Here is a 20,057-nt window from a genome sequence, read left to right as displayed (position 1 = left end):
AAAGACGTGATACAACTCGTACTTCGCGCTCGATCTCGTGTTGAGAAATAGCGGTCGCGAATGCAACACACAACATTTACTGGATTAAAAATGGCAACAGGTACTGTGAAGTGGTTTAACGATGCAAAGGGCTTTGGCTTCATCACCCCGGACGACGGCGGCGAAGACCTGTTTGCACACTTTTCGGAAGTTCAAGGCAGCGGCTTCAAGTCCCTGCAGGAAAACCAGAAAGTGACGTTCGAAGTCAAGCAAGGCCCGAAGGGCAAGCAAGCTGCGAACATCCAGCCGGCCTAAGTACCTTCAGGTACGTTGAGGCACCCTTAGGCGCTTGCGTCTAATGCAAAATGGCCCGCTTTGGCGGGCCATTTTCTATTGCAGATGCCCTCTTTTTGGGCACGTTCGCGGTCTAGATCGCCCGCATTCCTGACAGCGCAAACGCCGCCGTTTGCCCGCGCAGATCGTCCATTTGTTGCATTCGCAACACAGTCTCAGAAATTTCGAACACGGAAACGGCGTCCTTCAATTGCTGCGTCTGCTGATGCAGCGAAGCAGCCGCTGCGGCGGCTTCCTCGACGAGCGCCGCGTTCTGCTGCGTCATCTCGTCCATCTGCACCACCGCCTGGTTGACCTGCTCGATGCCCGTGCTCTGCTCGAGCGACGACGCGCTGATTTCCGCCATCATCTGCGTGACGCGCGAAATCGACGCGGAAACGTTGCTCATCGCCTCACCGGCATGCTCGACCAGCGCCGAACCGCCCTGAATTTCGGCGACGGATTCGCTGATCAGCGTCTTGATTTCCTTCGCCGATTGCGCGCTGCGCTGGGCGAGCCCGCGCACCTCGCCCGCCACTACGGCGAAGCCACGGCCCTGTTCGCCCGCGCGCGCCGCTTCGACGGCCGCGTTCAGCGCGAGGATATTGGTCTGGAACGCGATGCCGTCGATTACCGAAATGATCTCGGCGATCTTGTCCGAGCTTTGCGCGATGCCGCGCATCTTGTCGACCACCTCGTTGACCACTTCGCTGCCGCGCGAGGTCGCCTCGAGCGCGGTTTCGGCGAGGGCATTGGCTTCACGGGCGTGATCGGCGTTCTGGCGCACCGTGGCGGTCAATTCCTCCATGCTCGACGCGGTTTCTTCGAGCGATGCCGCCTGGTTTTCCGTACGTGCCGACAGATCGGCGTTGCCGGTGGCGATTTCGTCGGCGCCGAGATGAATCGAGTCAGCGGATTCGCGCACGGTTTGCACGGTGCGCGCCACGCTCGCCTGCATTTTCGCGAGGCCCGAGAACAAACGGCCGATCTCATTGGTACCGCGCGAAGCGATCGGCTGGTCGAGACGCCCTTGCGCGATGCGGTCGAAGTGACGGCCGGCTTCTTCCAGCGGCGCCACCACGCCCTTACGGAGCGCTGCGTACACGCCGAATGTGCCCGCCACCAATGCCAGCAGGATCGCGATGCTGACGGCGCGGAACGTGGCCATGCGGGTGTCGATCGAATCGAGCGACGCACGGCTCGCGGCGGCGCCGAATTGCACGAAGTTGTGCGACTCGGCGAGGTACGCGTCCTGGAAGCCTTGGGTCGGCTGGTCGAGAAAGGCCTGGATATTATTCGCGTCGAGAAACTGCACCAGTTCCGCGAGCGCGTCGTGGAGCTTTTTGTAGCGCTCGGCGAGCGCCGCAGCGCGAGTGCTGTTTTCGTCGCTGGTCTTCTGCGCGCTCATAAACGCGCCGAACGACTGGTCGGCTGCTGTCAGTTGTTCGCGGGCGTGCTGCACGATGTCGGCCGGCTCGGCGCCGCCGCGCACCATGCGCGTACCGGCGCGCGACAGGTTGATGCGCGCGTCCATCAGATGCTGGGTCGTTTCATTGACCGCGTCCACCTGCTTCAAGGCGATATTCGACAGATCACCCACGTCGTCATGCGTGCGCGTGAGCGACCAGAATCCCAAACCCACCGTGACAAGCTGGAAAACGCAGAACGCGGCCAGAACACACAACAGGCCGGATGCGACCTTGATCTTGCTGAACATCGTGAACACCTAAAGCAAAGAATGACGGGACCTACGTCAGGGTTAACGGCAAGGCCAAACTTTGCTTGAGATCAATGTCGTCAAAAATCGTCTTACGTCCCCTTTTCATCGGCCAACTTCGCAATTCCCGTCATTTTTCGCAACAATGCTGCGCAGATATTTTGGATTCACCTTGACGCGATGCGTCGGCGCTTCCTAGAGTGGGTAGGGACTGCACAATGGACGCCGGTGCAGATGCCACTGCGGGCTACGCCCGAAGGAATCACAATGACCGACATCCTCGACCGGGCGCGCGGCGCACTGCATGCCCAGCCGTTCAGCATGCTGCTGGGCACCGAACTGATGCACACCGGCACCAACGAACTGACGCTGTGTCTGCCGATCCGCGACGAGTTGCGGCAACAACATGGCTTTGTGCATGGCGGTGTCATCAGTTATCTCGCCGACAATGCGCTGACGTTCGCCGGCGCGCTGTCGCTGGGGCCGAAGGTCGTGACCGGCGAGTACAAGATCAACTATCTGCGGCCGGTGATGAACGGCACGCTGATCGCGCGGGCGAAGGTCGTCTACGCGGGGCGCTATCAGGCGACCTGCCAGTGCAATGTGTATGTGATGGACGGGCAGCGCGAGAAACTCGTCGCCGTTGCGCAAGGCACGATCAATCGCATCAGCGAGAACGGCGAGCACGAACCGGCGGGTTGATCGGAACCGTGCACTAGAGATGGGACGGGCGAGTCATAAGGCTCACACCGGGGTACATAAAAAAACCGCGCCTGCTGGGAAGCAGGCGCGGTTTTTCATTCTGAACGGTGCCAATTGTGCGGCTTACTGCACCGTCTATCGCACCGCTTATTCCGCCGCGTAAGTCTTCTGCGTCTGTTCGCCGAGACCTTCAATACCGAGACGTATCGTCTGGCCTGGCTTCAGATACACCGGATTCGGCTTCACGCCCATGCCGACGCCCGGCGGCGTGCCGGTCGAAATCACGTCGCCCGGTTGCAGGCTCATGCACTGCGACACATACGACACCAGCTTCGCGACGCCGAACACCATCGTCTTCGTGCTGCCGTTCTGATAGCGGTGGCCGTCCACTTCAAGCCACAGGCTCAGGTTCTGCGGATCGGCGACTTCATCGCGCGTCACGACCCAGGGGCCGATCGGACCGAACGTATCGAAGCCCTTGCCCTTGTCCCACGTGCCGCCGCGTTCGATCTGCCATTCGCGTTCCGACACGTCGTTGATCACGCAGTAGCCGGCGACATAGTCGAGTGCGTTCGCTTCGTCGATATATTTCGCGGGCTTGCCGATCACCACGCCGAGTTCAACTTCCCAGTCGGTCTTCTTCGAGCCGCGCGGAATTTCGACGTCGTCGTTCGGGCCACTGATCGCGCTCGTCCACTTGTTGAAAATCACCGGTTCCGCCGGCACCGGCAGATTCGATTCTGCAGCGTGGTCCGCGTAGTTCAGCCCGATGCAGATGAACTTGCCGATCTTGCCGACGCACGGTCCCATGCGCGGATTGCCTTCGACCAACGGCAGCGAAGCCGGATCGAGTGCGCGCAGCTTGGCGAGGCCTTCGTCAGTCAGCGCGGCGCCGTCGATATCGCCAACCACCTTCGACAAATCGCGAATCTTGCCTTGCGCGTCGAGCAGGCCCGGCTTTTCCTGGCCTTTCGGCCCATAACGAAGCAGTTTCATCGTTGCACTTCCCTTTCCGTTCAGTGGTATTCGGTTCGTGTTTCAGCGTTGATCAGACCGCGTCAGTTCGACCAGCCGCCGTCGATCACATGCGCGTGGCCGGTGGTAAACGACGATTCGTCCGACGCGAGATACAGCGCCAATGCGGCGATCTCTTCCGGCTTGCCGATGCGGCCCATCGGCTGACGCGCGACAAAGGCCGCCTGCACGGCGTCGAGCGTCGCGCCCTGCGCCTTGGCCTGCTCAACGATCCGCTGTTCGAGCGACGGTGAATGCACCGTGCCCGGGCAGATCGCGTTACAGCGTACACCACGTGTGATGAAGTCTGCAGCGACGGACTTGGTCAACCCGATCACCGCGGCTTTCGACGCGCTGTAGGCAAAGCGGTTCGGCACGCCCTTCACGCTCGAGGCCGCTGACGACATATTGATGATCGAGCCGCCGCCCTTCTCCACCATCGCCGGCAAAAACGCGCGGATCATGCGGTACATCGCCTTCGCGTTCAGGTCGAAGGCGAAGTCCCAATCTTCTTCGCTGCATTCGAGAATCGAGCCGGCATGCACGAAGCCCGCGCAGTTGAACAGCACGTCGATCGCGCCGAGTTCGGTGGCCAGCGCCTTGATCGCCGCGTTGTCGCGCACGTCGAGCTTGCGCGCTTCGACCGGCTTGCCGGCGAGTCCGTCGATGCGGATATCGGTGGCGATCACGCGCGCGCCTTCGCGCGCGAACATTTCCGCGGTGGCGAGACCGATACCTTGTCCTGCAGCGGTGATCAGGGCCGTCTTGCCGGCCAGTCTTTGTGTCATCTACGACTCCAGTTGAATGGGCTTGCTCTTGTCTTCGTAATTCGTCTTCGTCACATCAAAGTCGATAAAACGCAGCGGCGTTGCCGCCGAAAACCGCGTCACGCTCGGCGTCGCTCAAGGACGCGAGCAAGGTGTTCGCCACCGAGTGCCAGACCTGATAGTCGCCGTTCAGATCGAGCACGGGCCAGTCGCTGCCCCACATCAAACGCGAGGGGCCGAATGACTTCAGCAGATGCTCGACATACGGATGAAGCGTTTCTTCGCTCCAGCCAGGCGACGCTTCGGTGACGAGTCCCGACAGCTTGCAATGCACTTGCGGCAACTTTGCGAGCCGCGTGATTGCGTCGGCCCATGATTGCCAACCCGCGCGACCGTAACGGATCGGTGGCTTCGCGCCGTGATCGACGACGATGCGCAGCGCGGGGAAACGCGCCGCGAACGTTTCGAAAGGCTCGACATGCCGCGCGTAAATCAACGCGTCGAACGCGAGGTCGTGCTCGATCAGTGCTTCGATTGCGGGCGCGAGATCGGGATTCGCAATCCACGTATCGTCGGGCAGATCCTGCAGCATCGGCCGCACGCCTTTGAACTTCGACTCATGCGCCAGCGCTCCAATCACGGCCGGCGCCGTGGGTAACAGCAACGGCACCCAGCCGACCACACCGGCAATCGATGGCTCATGCCGCGCGATGTCCAGCAAGTAGCGCGTTTCATCGATGGTCGGCGCTGCCTGGACCACCACCGTCCGTTCGACGCCCGCTGCTTCTCGCAGTGGCTTGAGATCGTCGGGACCGAACAGCCGGTACAGGATTTTCAGTTCCGGCGTGAGCCACTCGTAGTCGCCACGAGCGGGGTCCCAGTAGTGCTGGTGGGCGTCGATACGTATCGTCAAATCAATCCTCCGGCGCGGGCGCGCGGCTGTCGAGCAAGCCCTTGTCACGCAACGCGGACCACAGATCCGCGGGGATCGGCTGCTCGAACGACGCGGCGTTCTCGCGCAATTCATTGGCACTGCGCGCGCCGGTCAACACGGTTGCGACCGCCGGATGCGCATACGGAAACTGCAAAGCTGCGGCGGCAAGCGGCACGCCATGCACCCGGCACACCGCTTCCAGCCGCGCGACGCGTTCGATGATTTCGCTCGGCGCGTCGCCGTAATTGAATTTCAGATCGCCCGCGACGCCGCGCGCCAGAATGCCTGAGTTGAACGCGCCGCCTAACAGAATGCTGACGCCGCGTTGTTCACATGCTGGGAGCAGATCGTTGAGCGTGGTCTGTTCGAGGAGCGTATAACGGCCCGCGAGCAACGCGCAATCGATATCGAATTCGGCCATCACATCGAGTATTGCCGCGCCTTCGTTGACGCCGAGCCCGACCGCTTTGACCGCGCCCGAGGAGCGCAGATCATCGAGCGCACGAAAGCCGCCGCCTTCGGTGAGTTGCCGCCAGTAATGGGGGTTCTTGTCGCCATGCGTGACAACGCCGATATCGTGCACCAGCAGAATGTCGATATCGACCATGCCGAGACGCTGCTGGCTGTCTTCGAACGAACGCAGAATGCCGTCGTGCGTGTAGTCGAAGATCGCCTGGAACGGCAGCGGGTCTTGCCAGCCTTCGCTGCCGTCGTAGGGCGTGGTGCGCGGTACGAAGCGGCGCCCGACTTTGGTGGACAGCACGTATTCACTACGCGGGTAGCCGCGCAACGCGTCGCCTAGACGGTGCTCGGCTTTCGTGTGACCGTAGTGCGGCGCGGTGTCGAAAAAGCGCACGCCGACGTCCCACGCAGCGGCGATAGTCGCATGCGCTTCTTCTTCGGACAGATCGCGGTACAGACCACCCAACGGCGCCGTACCGAGCCCCAATCCGGATACCTGCAATGCACGACGGCCAATGTTGCGCCGCTGTTCGATCTTCGAACCGATCTTTGCCGTCATGGACCACGTCTCCTATGTCGACCAGAGTTGGCGCTTTAGCGCTTACTCTGGTCCCATGCAAAGCTGTCGATCGGAGTTAGCGCATCAGCGCTTACTCTGATCCCGTTTATGTTTTAGCACGTGCCGGCGATGTTTGCCCGCTGCCGCGCTAGTAGCGACTGACTTGGCGCGCTGATGGCCGCTGAATCGAATACGGCTCGCGCTCGCGGCCGTACTGATCGCTGAGGTCGCTAGGCCCGCTCAGTGCGGCTCGATCGCAACAACCCGATGCGGCGGTGCAGCGTTCGACGGCAAACAGGCCGGGCCCATTGGTTCGAAAGTCTTGTACGTCAGGATGAATTCCTGATGACCGAGCATTTCCGATTTCGACGCCGCCCCGAGCGACACCGCCACCGTTTGCTCGAACACCTCGCGGCCGACTTCGTCGAGCGTGCCGCGGCCTTCGAGAATGCGCCCTGCATCGACGTCCATATCGCCGGCGAGATTGCGGTAGGTCGCGGGATTCGCGCACACCTTGATGACCGGTGAAATCGCCGAGCCGACCACCGATCCACGTCCGGTCGTGAACAGAATCACATGCGCGCCGCATGCGATCAGCTCGCCGATTTCCGCGTTGTCGCTGATGTTCGGAAAGCCGAAGCGCGGTTCGCCGTCAGGTACGACGTCGAGAAGATAAAGGCCGCCGGTCGGCGGAACGTCGCCGGGTTTGATAATGCCGACAATCGGCGACGCGCCGCTTTTCGCATACGCGCCCAACGATTTCTCTTCCTGCGTGGTGAGGCCGCCGTCCGCATTGCCGACGGCAAAACTGCCATGCCCGAGGATCGAGTAGTAGCGCGCCGCCTTCGCCACGCACGCGACAATTTCATCGCCGAGTTCTGGCCTCGCGGCACGCGTTTTCATATGAAACTCGCAACCCACCAACTCGCCGGTTTCTTCGAAGATGCAGGTCGCGCCCGCGTCGATCAGATGATCGAACGCACGGCCCACAGCCGGGTTTGCGGTGATGCCGCTGGTTCCGTCCGAGCCGCCGCAAATCGTGCCGATCACCAGTTCGCTCAGCGCCATCGGCACTTTCTGCTGCGCGGCAAGTTGCTTGCGGGCGTCGCGAATCCAGTCGACGCCGTATTGAATCGTGCTGCGTGTGCCGCCTTTTTCCTGGATCGTCAGGACTTCGACAGGACGGCCGCTCGCGCGCACCACGTCCACAAGGTAATGCTTGTTCATGCTCTCGCACCCGAGCGACACGAACAGCACCGCGCCTACGTTGGGATGCGTGGTGAGGCGCTCGAGCATCTTTTCGGCGTAGCCATTCGGATAGCAACCGGGAAAGCCGATCAGATGCACCGGCGGCTCGCGTTCGGCTGAAGGATCGTCGAACGCGTCGAGCGGTTCGCGAAACTGCGTGACGATCTCGCGCGCGACGTGATGCGCGCACTCGACCAGATACGCCACCGCAACCACATTGCGGATGCCCTTGCGGCCATCCTTGCGCGGATAGCCCTGCAACAAGGGCTGATGCTGCGCGGCGGCGGATGCTACGGAAGTGTCAGTCATGATCATTCCAGCGCGGCGCAAGGCCACGTCAATGTGCTCAATTCAGTGATGGACGAACTCGTGGCCCGCGTCGTGCGTATACGTGGGCAGGTAATCGCTTTCGAGGTTGTGCGTATGCAGATGCGCGCCGCGCGCCACCGCCTCGGTCACGTGACCGATCACCGCGCCGTAACGCAGCACCTTGTCGTCTCTCGCAAGTTCATGGCGCGCGACCTTGTGACCGAGATCGATGGTTTTGGTGAGCGTCACGCGCTCGCCTTCGATCTCGACTTGCGTGCCCGCATCGAGACGCGCCGCCGCGATCAGGCAGTTATCCGCGGGGCTGAGCAGGATCAGGCGTGGATCGATTTGCAACGTTTGGGGCGTTTGCGGGGTTTGCGTTGAGCTGCTGGTCAAGTGCGTTCTCCGTGATGCGTGTGCATTAGTTCTGGCCTTCGCCGCTGGCGAGCCGTGCCACCATCAGCGAGCCGAGGATGATCGCGCCGTAGATCGCCTGAATCCAGAACGACGGCACCTGGGCCAGCGTCAGCAGGTTCTGCACGACGCCGAGCAGCAACACGCCGGTGAGCGCACCGAGCATGGAGCCCTTGCCGCCGTCGAGCGAAATGCCGCCGATCACCGCCGCCGCGAACACCGTGAAAATCATGCCGTTACCCTGGTTCGCGTTGATCGCGCCGACGTACCCGGTCACGATCAGACCGCCCACCGAGGCCAGCATACTGCCGAGCACGAATACGCCCCACGTAATACGCTCCACGCGAATCCCCGCCGCGCGCGCCGCTTCCGGATTGCCGCCGATCGCGTACAACGCGCGACCCAGGCGGTGATAGCGCAGCACGAACGCAGCGATGGCAAACGCTGCCGCCGCGAGCCACACCGACAAGGGCAAACCGAGCACGATCGTGGTGGCGAGCGAGAAGAACGACGGCGGCATATCGAACAGCGTGCCGCCTTTGGTCGCACCGACCAGCATGCCGCGCAGCACGATCAGCATCGCCAGCGTAACGATGAAGGCGTTCAATCGCAAACGCACCACCAGGAAACCGTTGACGAAGCCAATCACCGCGCCAACCACGAGGATAGCCAGCAAACCCGCCGCCGCCGGCCATTGCAACCCGAAGCCCGCGGACGCCGCCGGCATCACCAGCATCGCGCCGATAGCCGGCGCAATGCCCACCGTCGATTCGAGCGACAGATCGAACTTGCCGGTCAACACGATCAGCGATTCGGCGAGCACAACCAATGCCAATGCCGCGGACGCCCCCAGCACGCTGATCAGATTTGCCTTCGTCAGAAAGCTCGGGCTGACGAACGCGCCGATCACGAGCAGCAACGCAAGCGCGGGCAGCAAGGCCAGTTCGCGCAGCCGGGCGAGTTCGCTGCGGGCACGTTTGCCGCTTGAGGCCGCCGCGATCGGCTGCGGTTGCGCTTGAGCTTGCGCGGTGCCGAATGCAGGGCTGGGCACACTATTCTTCATGGAGACTAACTCCTTCAACGGATGCGATCAGGTCGTGGTCTTGCCAACCCGCGGGAAATTCGGCCGCGACACGGCCACGGAACATGACCAGCACACGGTCACAGGTACGCAGATCGTCGAGTTCGCCGGACACGACCAGCACGGCCTTGCCCTCCTCTCGCACGCGATCCACGACTGACAGCAACGCCTCTTTCGATTTCACATCGACGCCTGCCGTAGGGTCGATCAATACAAGCACGTTCGGATCGGTGGCGAGTGCGCGTGCCATCACGACCTTCTGCTGATTGCCGCCCGACAGCCCTGACACGACATGCTCGGGGCCTTGCGCGACGATGCCGAGCGCGTCGATCATCTTCTGACCGAAGGCGTTCTTTTTCGCAGGCGGCGCGATGCCGAATTTGCCAAGCAGGCGCGCGATCGTCATCGAGGCGTTTTCGGCAACCGATTGCGTCAGCACCAGGCCTTCGTGATGGCGATCCTTCGGCACGCAACCGATGCCGTGAGCCAGCGCAGCAGGGACATCGCCAGGCGGCAGCGTTGTGCCATCCACGCTGATCGAGCCACGCCTCGCCGCGCGCAAACCGGCAATCGCTTCGGCCACGCTCGTGCGGCCGCTGCTAGTTGCGCCGGTCAGCCCGACCACTTCGCCACGCTTCACCGTGAACGACACACCTTCGTAATCGGAACCCACCAGATCTTTGACTTCCAGCGCAATGGCGGTGTCCGCCGGCAACGCATCGCGCGCCGCCGCGTCAGCGACGGCCAGGCCGCCGCGCTCGCCGGTCATCGCTTCGATCAATTGCTCGCGCGGCAACGCGGAAACCGGCGCGCTGACGATATGCCGCGCGTCACGCAGCACCGTCACCGCCTGGCAGATTTCATAGACCTCTTGCAGATGATGAGAAATAAAGAGGAACGTCACGCCTTCGCGCTGCAACTCGCTGATGCGGCGGAACAGGCGCTTGATTTCGTCGCCGTCGAGTTGCGCGGTCGGTTCGTCGAGAATGATGAAGCGCGCGCCGTACGACAGCGCCCGCGCAATCTCCACGAGTTGCCGTGCTTCCACGCTCAGATCGCCGGCGCGCGCATCTTCGCGTACGTCGATCTTCCAGTGATCGAGCAACTCACGTGCATCGCGGCGCATGGCGCGCCAATCAATCACGCCCCCTCGTGACGGCTGCCGGTTGATGAACAGATTCTCCGCGACGCTCAGATCGCGAATGATCGTCGAATGCTGATAAACGCAGGCCACACGCTCGCGCCACGCATCACGGTCCGCGATCGACGGCGCGGCCGTGCCGCCAAAACGCACCTCGCCGGTATCGGGCTTGCGCAAGCCGGTGAGGATCGACACCAGCGTCGATTTGCCCGCACCGTTACGCCCGACGAGCGCATGCGACTCACCAGGCATCACCCGGATGCTCACGTCTTTCAGCGCGGCCGTGGAGCCGAAGCGTTTGGTGACCTCAAACGCTTCGACGACCGGCACGGAGGGCGTCGGCTCGCTCATTTAACGGTATTGCCCCACAAGGCTTTGTCGTCGACATTCGCCTTCGTGACGAGCGGTGCGGGCAATTGATCTTCGAGAATGCCCGGCGCCAGCTGGACGATGTTGCTGCCGTGATCCGTCGGGCCCGGCTTGAAGGTCTGTCCGGCCAACGCGGCCTTGATGTAGAAGAGACCGTATTTCGCGTAGGAATCGGCAGGCTGCGAAATGGTGGCGTCGATATCACCACGACGGATGGCCTCGAACTCCTGCGGAATGCCGTCGTTACTGACAATCACGACGTGCTTCGCATCGCCGGCCGGAAACAGCATCTGCTTGCGGCGCAACGTTTGCAGCGTGGGCGACAGATAGACGCCGCCTGCCTGCATGTAGATTGCCTTCACGTCAGGATTCGCGGTGAGCAGGCTGTCGAGCGCGGTAGCCGCGACGTCACCCTTCCAACTTGCCGGAATCTCCAGCAGCGACAAACCCGGGAAGCCCTTCAGACACGAGCGGAACGCTTCGGAGCGGTCGCGTCCGTTCACCGACGCCAGGTCGCCCATGATCTGCACAACCTTGCCCGACTTCACGTGCTCGCCGATGTACTTGCACGCTTTCTCGCCGTAGGCGTGGTTGTCGGCGCGCACCACCATCGCCACCTTGCCTTGCGTCGGCGCGACGTCGACGGCGACCACCGGCACGTTCTTCGCCGATGCCGCATCGAGCGCGCGACTGATCGCCGCCGAATCCAGCGGGCCGACCACGATGCCTTTCGCACCGAGGTTCAGCAGGTTGTTCATGTCGGTGATCTGCTGGACCGGATCGCCGTTCGAATTGACCGGCGCGAGGATATCGATGCCCATGTCCTTCGCGTACTTGGGCAGATAGTTGTTGTACGACTGCCAGAACGGCGACGTGAGAAGCGGCAGACCGAGGCCGACCTTGCCGGCGTCAGCGGCGTGTGCCGCACCACTGACGGCGAAGCTGGCGACGCAAGCTGCCGCCGCAATGGCGAACAACGAACTCTGGAACAAACGGCGAGCCGGGTGCGGCCCTTTCGCGAACGACATGGTTGTCTCCTATGTCGGTCCGGAGTTAGCGCTTTAGCGCTTACTCCGGCCCCATGCAAAGCAATGCGTTGTGGGAACTGCGTGAACCCGCCATGCGAGTGGTGGGCACTTGGTCCTGCGCTTTCTTATGAAGTATTGGTGTGCGTTCATTCACCAATGAACGTATTATTCATATACGGACTTTTCGAAGTCAAGCGATGTGCACTGCATCATGCCTCGGTGTTTCCCCTGGCGCGTGCCACCTCGCACGAGATTCCCCACGCACTTACACTCACGCGCCAGATAATGAGAACAACACACGGAACCTCGCTCACCATGGACGCAGACGACAAAGACGACGCCGACCGTTACCGCGCCCCCGCGTTGGACAAGGGCCTCGACATCCTAGAACTGCTCGCGGAGCAGAAAGAAGGGCTGACGCGCGCCGAAATCACCAAGCGGCTGGGACGCAACGCGAGCGAGATGTACCGGATGCTGGAGCGACTGGTCGCACGGCAGTACGTGGTGCGCTCGGCGGCGGGCGACCGCTATTCGCTGAGCCTGAAGCTGTATGCGCTCGCACATCGTCATCCGCCGATGAACCGCCTGATCTCCGAAGCCCTGCCGCTGATGCAGCGTTTTGCCGATGCCGCGGAGCAATCGTGTCACCTCGTGGTGTACGACCGCGGCAATCTGCTGGTGATCGCGCAAGTGGACGGACCGGGCACGTGGGGCATGTCGGTGCGGCTCGGCTCGCGGGTCGGCCTGATCGATACGGGTTCGGGCCGCGTGATGCTCGCGTTTCAAAGCGTCGAGCAACGCGACCAGATGCTGGCCGAACACACCAAGGTGAAAGGCGAAGTCACGATCGATCGCGAAGCCCTGGAACAGGCATGCGAGCGGATTCGCGCGGCGGGTTTTTCGCAGAAGGACAGTCAGCAGACCTTCGGTGTCACGGACGTCACGTTTCCGATCCAGGGGCCGTCGGGTCAGGCGATCGCGGTGCTCACGTGTCCGTACTTGCGGCGCATCGACGAATACGTCGCGCCGACGCTGGAGGCGGCAACGGCGCTGCTGCGTGAGACGGTGCAGGCGCTCTCGATGTTTCGGGAAGAGGCTGTTTAATGCACATGGTTTAGAATGGCGACCCTTTCAAAAATCACGCCGCAGGGGTCTCCTCATGCGCGCTCAACGATCAAGCAATGGCGAAACTTCTGACCGATTCCGAATTCCAGCGTTTTTCCGAACTTCAGCAGAAGCAGTCGAGCTTCACGATCACGCCCGAAGAAGCCGACGAACTGCGCGACATCGTCGCTCATGCGCAAAAGCGCCGTGACGACCGCGCTGCGGCGATGCACAGCATCGAGACCTTCATTCAGCAATTCGACATCAGCCCGGACGAGCTGTTTTCGGCTGAGCAGATCGGCGACGCCGCGCGCACCTTCGGCCTGATTCCGGCCGCGAAGAAAGAGCGCGTGCTGCCGCCGCAGTTCACGTTCAACGGCAAGCCGTATCAATGGACGGCGCGTCCGCTGCCGGACGACATCCGCGTGCCGCTGTTCGACGCCTTCAAGGCGGGTGAATCGGTGAAGTCGTTCATCGCGACGCTGAAGGACGCGAACCGTTGCGCCGCGACCATCGCGCGTCTGGAACGCGAAACCGGCGCTGTGTACGCTGAAGCGTTGCTGGAAGAGTTGTCCGTGACCCGCACGCAGGTCGACGAAGCCGCGGCGAAGTTGCCGGCTTAAAAGCTGAAGTCACAACGCCTGGGGCCGCGAATCGCCGCGGCCTGGCGTCATAGTCATAGCGGGCGGTCTTGTGTCTGTGAGCTTCGGCAAGCGCCCTCCCCGCCAACTTAGCCTTGCGCCGGTTCATCCAGCGCCATCCTGAAGCCGACCACGCCAGGATCTTCCGTCGGCGTGATGGTGAAGCCGCAGGACTTGGCTAGCGCGATCATCGGCGCGTTCTCCCGCAACGCCTCGCCGACCAGCCAGTGGGTGCCGCGCGCCCGCGCGTACTTGATGATCCGATCCATCAGCAGTTGTCCAAGGCGCCGGCCTTTCTGGTCGGAGCGCACCGCGGCGGCGAACTCGGCCGTCTCGTTGTCGGGATCGGCTACGGCGCGCACGACGCCGAGCGTGCGCGTGAAACCGTCTTCGCTGGTGACCGTCGCGATCAGCGCCATTTCGCGGTCGTAGTCGATCTGCGTCATACGCGCGAGCTGCGAGTGATCGAAGCTGCCTACTGCGCCGAAAAACCGCAAACGCAAATCTTCCGGCGTCATCGCTTCGACGAAATCGTGATGCGCGGCTTCGTCTTCCGGTCGGATCGGCCGGACTGTCACGCGCAGGCCCTGCCAGTCGATCGTCTCTTCGAAACGGCGCGGGTACGGTACGATCGCGAGCCGGCTGCGTGTCGACGCGAGGCTGAGGGTAGGCTCGACTACCACCACGTGGTCCTTGAATACGCACAGCGTCAGCGCCAGGCCGACGATCTCCTTGACGTCGCAGACCGCCTGCGAAAGCGCCGTCAATGCGGTTAATGCCGGCTCGGGATCGATCAGGCGCGCGTAGCGCGTGTGCATGACCATGTCGCGCGCGAGCATCGGATTAAGTGGCGGCAAGCCGTAGACGCGCAGCGGCTCGGACACGCCATCCGCAGAAGGCGCGGTGAAGCGGAAGACGGGGCCGAAGTTGTCGTCGTCGTGAAGTTCGACGGCGATGGCGACAACCGGCTTGCGCGACTGTGCGGCGACCAGTTCCTCGCAGTCTGCTTGTGCCGGCGCTGCGGCTAGTTGCTGCACGGCTTGTTGGGTTAGCACTTGCGTCGATCTTTCCGTAGCGCCTTGCGCCGAGGATCCTTTCGTCAGGTCGCCCCCTTGCGTTTCAACGCTCAGACCAAAACGCTCAAGAAACTGTGCCGCCGCGGCCCCAGTTAGTTGGTGCTCACCTGCCGCGAGCGCGGCGCGGGCCTGCGCCTGAGCGGCGTCGATTGCTTCGGGTATCTGCGCCGGCAAACCTTCCGGCGTTTGCATCAGCAGTTCGCGTCCCATCCGGTAGTCGACCAGACGCGCAAAAGCGCGCGCAAGCCGCTGTGGCGTCGTATGAACCGGAATGCCTTGCGCATGCAGCGCATCGCGCGTGGCCGCATCCACGCCGCCGAAAAAGCATGCGAGCAGCCCGCGATAGGCGAAGCGCTGATTCGCGATCAATGCCTGCGCGACCTCACCGACCGGCGCGCCATGCGTCGACGCGTGGACCACGAAGGCCGTGCCCGTGCTGCGATGCTCGGCGAGCAGCTTGAGCGCGGTGCCGAAATGCTCGGGACGCGCATCGTCGCCGAGTCTTAGCGGGTTGCCGGCCACCGCGTGCGGCAGCGCTTCGCTTAGCGCCGCATCCGCTTCGGCGGGCCACGGCGCGAGCGTGTCGCCGGCAGCGGCAAAGGCGTCGCAGGCGAGCGTGGCGAGGCCACTGTCGCTGGTAATCAGCGTCGCCGTCGCGCCTGCCGCCACCCGGCCCACGCCGAGCGTTTCGATTTCATCGAGCAGATCGTCGAGCGAATCGACGCGCACCATGCCCGCGCGGCGGAATGCCGCCGTGTACAGCGCGTCGGCCGGATCGGCGCGGCCTGAGCGCAACGCCAGCACTGGCTTGTTGCGCGCCGCCGCGCGAGCCGCGGACATGAATTTACGCGCGGCGCGCACCGTATCCAACTCCAGGAGGATCGCGCGCGTGCCGGGATCGCTCGCCAGATAGTCGAGCACGTCGCCGGCATCTACGTCGGCTTCGCCACCCAGCGCCACGGCGTGCGAAAAGCCAAGGCCGCGCGCATGCGCCCAACCGAGCACAGCATTCGTCAGTGCATTCGACTGCGACACCCATGCCACACCACCCGCCTTCACCGTGCACGACGGCGCACCGAAATGCGCGTGCAGCGCCGGCGACACCACTCCGAGACTGCCCGGCCCGACGATCCGCAGCAAATGCGGCCGCGCCGCCGAGAGCGCATGCCGGAGATGCGCGCGGTCCTCATCGCTCCGCACCTCGCCGACGATGATCGCCGCGCGCGTGCCTAGGCCGCCGAGCTTGTGGATGATGCCGGGCCACGTGTCGGGCGGCGTGCAGATCAGCGCGACGGTAGGCGCTTGCGGCAAATCGCCGACATCGCCGATGACCTTGCGTCCGCCGAGCGTCTCGTATTTCGGATTGACCGGCCAGATGGGGCCCTCGAAGCCGCCTTCCAGCACGCGCGCCCACACCATTGCGCCGGTGCTGCCCGGCCGCTCGGAAGCGCCGATCACGGCGACGGATTTAGGGCGGAACAGGGCGTCTAGGTTGCGAACGGTCACGGGCGCTCCAGCGGAGTGTGAAGTAGGCACGGCGGCCAGGTGGCGCGCGTCTTCGTCAGGATAGGCGAAGTCGAGGGCTTGCGCGGCTGCGGTGCTGAAAACGCGGTGTGACGTAGACGAAATCCCGCTTGATCCGCGCCAACGCACGCCAGAATTTTTTTAGCGCGATCAGGCAAAATATCGAGCCTGAATGCGACAATCCTATGGCTGCCCGAACGGCCCGTTTGCCTTTGACAGGTGCGGGCTGATTGATGGCGGCACGGCGCGTCGGAGACAACGCGCGGCACGAACATGGATTCCGCGAGCAGGCACGCGACAACAGTCACGCCTGCTCCGAACGAACAAAGAGACAGAAGGTGATTTATGCGGCGCTTGCCATCGCTGATCGCGTTGCGCTTCTTTGAAGAAACAGCCCGGCACATGAGCTTTAACCGCGCGGCCACTGCGCTATGCGTCACCCAAGGCGCGGTGAGCCGGCAGATCAAGCTGCTCGAGGAATCGCTCGGCGCGAAGCTGTTTGAGCGCGATCACAAGGGGATCCGGTTGACGCCGGCCGGGGTGCAATTCCTGCCTTGCCTCTCCGAAGCTTTCGACACCATCGAGCGCGGCTTCCGTCAGATCACCGCAGCCAAAGGGCGGCGGCGTCTCGTCGTCGCCGTGCCGCCCACCTTTGCGACACAGTGGTTCTCGCCGCGGCTCGGCTCGCTCGGGGACGAATTGCCCGATGTCGAACTGTCCGTTCGCACGTCGCCCACCGAAGACTGCCACTGCGTCATCCGCTTCGGCCGAAATGCACTCGCGGGTGCGCATTCCGAATTGCTGATGACGGAGCGCCACGTACTAGTCGGCGCACCGGGTCTGCTCAGCGAATCACTCGACATGCTGCTCGAACATTTGCCCGCGCTGCACGTGCTGCATAACGACGCCCGCCTGGACCTGTGGCCGAACTGGCTGGCGAAGGCGGGCCTGCCCGCACGCTACGCGGAAAACGGCATCGAGTTTTCTACGCTGGAGCAGGCGATCCGCGCCGCGCGTAAAGGCGCGGGGCTGGCGGTGGTCGATCGGAACATGATCGTCGAGGAATTGGCTGATGGGAGTTTGACGCGGTTCTCGGAGATCGAGGTGACTGGGCCGTTCGGGTATTGGCTCGACATCCCGCAGCAATATGTGGGGCTTGAGTATGTGCAAGCGTTCGCGGGGTGGATGCGGGAAGAGGTTTTGCTCCTACAGGTCTCGCACTCGGTTAGCGCCAGGTCATCGCAGTCGAAGGGCGTAACTTCGTCATCCGGGCTGGAATAATCCCTTGATCCCTTGCCGTGCGTGTTAGCCGAGGGTATTCGACAAGGCCGCGGTAGCGCTTACTCACGCAAGTTCAATGCGCGCAAGAGCGCCTCGACCTGTCCAAAGGCGTCCTGTTGCCATTGCTCTGGCGTGCGATCACCCAGGATTTGAGAGTCTTCGACGAATCGCCGGACCGAGGTAGGTCCAAAACCGTCGAGGACATCAAACTTTGCTGCGATATACCCGAACCCCACAGCACCGCTGGCGTGGTCGAGAAGCGGGTAACAGGCGTCTGCCAAGGCCTCCACGCCTCCCGGATAGTTTCGCACGCAGAAGTAGACGTCATAAGCGTCTTTTTGTTTGAGCCGTCCGTTCAGGGCATACCCCTTCATGGCCAGCAGGGCCGGGATGGAACACACGGCGATTTCGACTTTGTTGGTACCACCGTTTGGCATCGGCCCTGAAATCGCCACCATTTGATAGAAACGCGTAGCGAGGTCGGCGCCGTCTGCGCGGTGGACCGCGAAGTTGTCAATCAGCGGCGGAATGTTCTTTTCAATGTCGGCCTGACGCGGCATAAGGAAGTCGACGATGACATCGATCGCCGGCCCTTCATCCGTTGGCGGGACCTGACGAACGAGCTGGAAGCGCCTGAGTCCGTCGCGTTGTTGATAACCGTGACCCATCAGCGCCGCGACGAGGGTGGCGTATTCCTTATCGGCAAGAGCCTCGGCGTCCAGGCTCAAATCGACGTCAATCGTGCCGACGTGTCGCATCTCTTCGCTGTCGAGCAGCAACCAGGGCACCGCGCCACCAATCACCGCGAATTTGCCTCTAAAGCTGCCAAGCACCTGGCCAATCTCCACCAGAACGGATTTCACGGCATGGGTGGTGCGATCGTCGTAATCAGCCGCCGACTGCGGCTCCTGTGGAACTAATTCGGCCATGTCATCCTTTCCTGACGTAGATATTGAGCGGCCTCTTCGCCGCGCTCACCGGCAATGCTCAGATCAAGATAGGTCTGAACCGGGCTGGTACAGATGGCGCCGGGTGCCGGTTCGACGGTGTCCGACAGCACGCCTTCGTCTTTAGGGAGCATGATCATAACGTTCTCTCCCTTCGCTGAAGGCTCCAGTTTCAGAGCCGTCTTGAGCTTCTCCAGCCCTGCGTGGCTTGCATAGAAGTAGTGGGTACTGGTTCGCGCATAGGGCGCCAACCACTTGGCAGCGGAAAATGAAGCGAAGGCCGCCCAAAGATCCTTCTCGCCATTCCCACTCAGCACGTTGCGCGCGGCATCCTCAAGGGCACTTCCGTGCAGTGTCGTGTAGAAACGCTTGTGCTCGCCGGCTGGCGCTTCATAGCTATCACGCCATGCGTCCAGCAAGAGGTCGGGTTGGGACAAGTAAAGTCCATCGCTGCTCGCCGTGGCCCATTCACGATCCAGCAATCCTGTGCGCACATTGCTGACGTGGCCCAGACTGACGCCCGAGGCTTGCGCAAGCTCAGCAACGCGCCAGATACGCGCGGGCTCGCGCAACATCACTCGAAGCACTTGCGCCGACCGAGGCCTGAACAGGGACTTGAGCTCGCGGCGTTCAACGACAGGCTTGACGGAAACTTGACGGTCAATGAAGACACTCCCGAAGGAAATCCGCGCATTGCCCTCCAAGTCGAGATAGCCCACATGGTTTTGTTGACAGACATCCCTCGTCGCCGGCGAGAAATAGGGGGCAATAAGAATCGGCACAACCTCTGGTCCGCCCCGGGTTACTTCCTCACGCATCTTCAGTAAGGCGTGGTTGACATATCGCGGCTGCCCGCTGGGCAGGATGTCGCAGAACAATTGATAGGGCTGCTCTGCCGTTTGCAGGTGCACGATGAGGTCGACTTCCTGACTGGCGAGCGGGCGCTCCCATTGCACGTCACGGATGCCGATGACGGGTATTTGCGAGAGCAAGCTCTCCAAGGCCTCACGACCCTGAAGTTCGGTCCTGTTCATCAATTTGTCCACTTTCAGCATTTGTTGAAATTAGCCTAAATACTGAAATTTGGCAAATTTTTCAGTAAAATCACCATTTTCAGCAAATGTTGAAATTAATTGTTTTACTGAAAATTTGTGCAAGCATTTGCCTGGCGGCTTTCAGCCCCGCCAACACAACCGCTGGGTCACAGGCTTTCTCGCTCATGAGTTCGCTGCGCCGGATTCACGCCCCATCCTTGGCCGATTCTTGCTGCCTTTCAATTTAACAGCCCATAGATAGGCTGTTAAGCCGCTTAGTGGCCCATATGAGGGATGTTAGACGCATCTTCTAACGCGCCACGATCGAACGCCAAGGAGCGCAAGAGCAACCTACGTCTGCGACCCTTGAACGACTGCCATCCAGTCGCTGAT

General features: G+C 62.2%; 18 protein-coding genes. 5 read left to right on the top strand and 13 right to left on the bottom strand.

Going from position 1 to position 20,057, the window contains the following annotated elements; all coding sequences use genetic code 11:
- The first annotated feature begins 90 nt into the window (after positions 1-90).
- Positions 91-294 (top strand): cold-shock protein, encoded by a 204-nt coding sequence (locus P3T25_RS12255; protein ID WP_007178724.1) that lies wholly within the window; start codon positions 91-93, stop codon positions 292-294.
- A 112-nt stretch (positions 295-406) separates the two neighbouring features.
- Here the strand turns inward: P3T25_RS12255 and P3T25_RS12250 are convergent, their stop codons facing one another.
- Positions 407-2,029 carry a methyl-accepting chemotaxis protein gene (locus tag P3T25_RS12250; protein ID WP_154557985.1) on the bottom strand — a complete coding sequence of 541 codons (1,623 nt, stop codon included), beginning with the start codon at positions 2,027-2,029 and terminating at the stop codon, positions 407-409.
- Positions 2,030-2,296: 267 nt separating this feature from the next.
- Between P3T25_RS12250 and P3T25_RS12245 the strand changes: the two genes are divergently transcribed.
- Positions 2,297-2,731, top strand: a complete 435-nt coding sequence (locus tag P3T25_RS12245; protein ID WP_154557986.1) for a PaaI family thioesterase — start codon at positions 2,297-2,299, stop codon at positions 2,729-2,731.
- A gap of 147 nt (positions 2,732-2,878) precedes the next feature.
- Here the strand turns inward: P3T25_RS12245 and P3T25_RS12240 are convergent, their stop codons facing one another.
- The 9 genes from P3T25_RS12240 to P3T25_RS12200 form a co-directional block, all read right to left on the bottom strand.
- A complete protein-coding gene (locus P3T25_RS12240; protein WP_154557987.1) occupies positions 2,879-3,727 on the bottom strand; it encodes an ureidoglycolate lyase in 849 nt (282 codons plus the stop codon).
- Positions 3,728-3,789: 62 nt separating this feature from the next.
- The gene (locus tag P3T25_RS12235) at positions 3,790-4,533 is read right to left on the bottom strand and encodes an SDR family oxidoreductase (protein WP_154557988.1); all 744 of its coding nucleotides are present in this window, start codon (positions 4,531-4,533) and stop codon (positions 3,790-3,792) included.
- A gap of 55 nt (positions 4,534-4,588) precedes the next feature.
- Positions 4,589-5,419 carry an amidohydrolase family protein gene (locus P3T25_RS12230; protein ID WP_168435531.1) on the bottom strand — a complete coding sequence of 277 codons (831 nt, stop codon included), beginning with the start codon at positions 5,417-5,419 and terminating at the stop codon, positions 4,589-4,591.
- Between the two features lie 7 nt (positions 5,420-5,426).
- Entirely contained in the window at positions 5,427-6,467 is a 1,041-nt protein-coding gene (locus P3T25_RS12225) for an aldo/keto reductase (RefSeq protein WP_093634398.1), read from the bottom strand.
- A 240-nt stretch (positions 6,468-6,707) separates the two neighbouring features.
- A complete protein-coding gene (locus P3T25_RS12220) occupies positions 6,708-8,024 on the bottom strand; it encodes a UxaA family hydrolase (protein ID WP_154557990.1) in 1,317 nt (438 codons plus the stop codon).
- 42 nt (positions 8,025-8,066) lie between these two features.
- On the bottom strand, positions 8,067-8,420 hold the full coding sequence (locus tag P3T25_RS12215; RefSeq protein WP_174825265.1) for a UxaA family hydrolase: 354 nt from the start codon (positions 8,418-8,420) through the stop codon (positions 8,067-8,069).
- Between the two features lie 25 nt (positions 8,421-8,445).
- The gene (locus P3T25_RS12210) at positions 8,446-9,501 is read right to left on the bottom strand and encodes an ABC transporter permease (protein ID WP_154557991.1); all 1,056 of its coding nucleotides are present in this window, start codon (positions 9,499-9,501) and stop codon (positions 8,446-8,448) included.
- A complete protein-coding gene (locus tag P3T25_RS12205; protein ID WP_154557992.1) occupies positions 9,491-11,011 on the bottom strand; it encodes a sugar ABC transporter ATP-binding protein in 1,521 nt (506 codons plus the stop codon). The genes P3T25_RS12210 and P3T25_RS12205 overlap by 11 nt, the downstream gene beginning before the upstream one ends.
- Entirely contained in the window at positions 11,008-12,057 is a 1,050-nt protein-coding gene (locus P3T25_RS12200; RefSeq protein WP_166618132.1) for a sugar ABC transporter substrate-binding protein, read from the bottom strand. The genes P3T25_RS12205 and P3T25_RS12200 overlap by 4 nt, the downstream gene beginning before the upstream one ends.
- Before the next feature lie 315 nt (positions 12,058-12,372).
- On the opposite strand from P3T25_RS12200, the gene P3T25_RS12195 reads away from it, so the two are divergent.
- Together P3T25_RS12195 and P3T25_RS12190 are read left to right on the top strand one after the other, a co-directional pair.
- Positions 12,373-13,161, top strand: a complete 789-nt coding sequence (locus P3T25_RS12195; RefSeq protein WP_093634394.1) for an IclR family transcriptional regulator — start codon at positions 12,373-12,375, stop codon at positions 13,159-13,161.
- Between the two features lie 77 nt (positions 13,162-13,238).
- Positions 13,239-13,784, top strand: a complete 546-nt coding sequence (locus P3T25_RS12190) for a hypothetical protein (protein WP_054034758.1) — start codon at positions 13,239-13,241, stop codon at positions 13,782-13,784.
- A 107-nt stretch (positions 13,785-13,891) separates the two neighbouring features.
- Here P3T25_RS12190 and P3T25_RS12185 read toward each other — a convergent pair whose 3' ends face one another.
- Complete coding sequence (locus tag P3T25_RS12185; protein WP_429358181.1) at positions 13,892-16,384, bottom strand: GNAT family N-acetyltransferase; 2,493 nt, start codon at positions 16,382-16,384, stop codon at positions 13,892-13,894.
- 363 nt (positions 16,385-16,747) lie between these two features.
- Between P3T25_RS12185 and P3T25_RS12180 the strand changes: the two genes are divergently transcribed.
- Positions 16,748-17,683 (top strand): LysR substrate-binding domain-containing protein, encoded by a 936-nt coding sequence (locus tag P3T25_RS12180; RefSeq protein WP_154557994.1) that lies wholly within the window; start codon positions 16,748-16,750, stop codon positions 17,681-17,683.
- Positions 17,684-17,742: 59 nt separating this feature from the next.
- Here P3T25_RS12180 and P3T25_RS12175 read toward each other — a convergent pair whose 3' ends face one another.
- Together P3T25_RS12175 and P3T25_RS12170 are read right to left on the bottom strand one after the other, a co-directional pair.
- Positions 17,743-18,612: a nucleotidyl transferase AbiEii/AbiGii toxin family protein gene (locus tag P3T25_RS12175; RefSeq protein WP_429358180.1), complete on the bottom strand. Its 870-nt coding sequence runs from the start codon at positions 18,610-18,612 to the stop codon at positions 17,743-17,745.
- Positions 18,600-19,685 (bottom strand): type IV toxin-antitoxin system AbiEi family antitoxin, encoded by a 1,086-nt coding sequence (locus tag P3T25_RS12170; RefSeq protein ID WP_154557996.1) that lies wholly within the window; start codon positions 19,683-19,685, stop codon positions 18,600-18,602. The genes P3T25_RS12175 and P3T25_RS12170 overlap by 13 nt, the downstream gene beginning before the upstream one ends.
- Positions 19,686-20,057 lie beyond the last annotated feature (372 nt).

Source organism: Paraburkholderia sp. GAS32, from assembly GCF_050434225.1.
In the GTDB taxonomy this organism is placed as follows: Bacteria; Pseudomonadota; Gammaproteobacteria; order Burkholderiales; family Burkholderiaceae; genus Paraburkholderia; species Paraburkholderia madseniana.
This window is presented reverse-complemented; position numbering and strand designations above follow the sequence as displayed.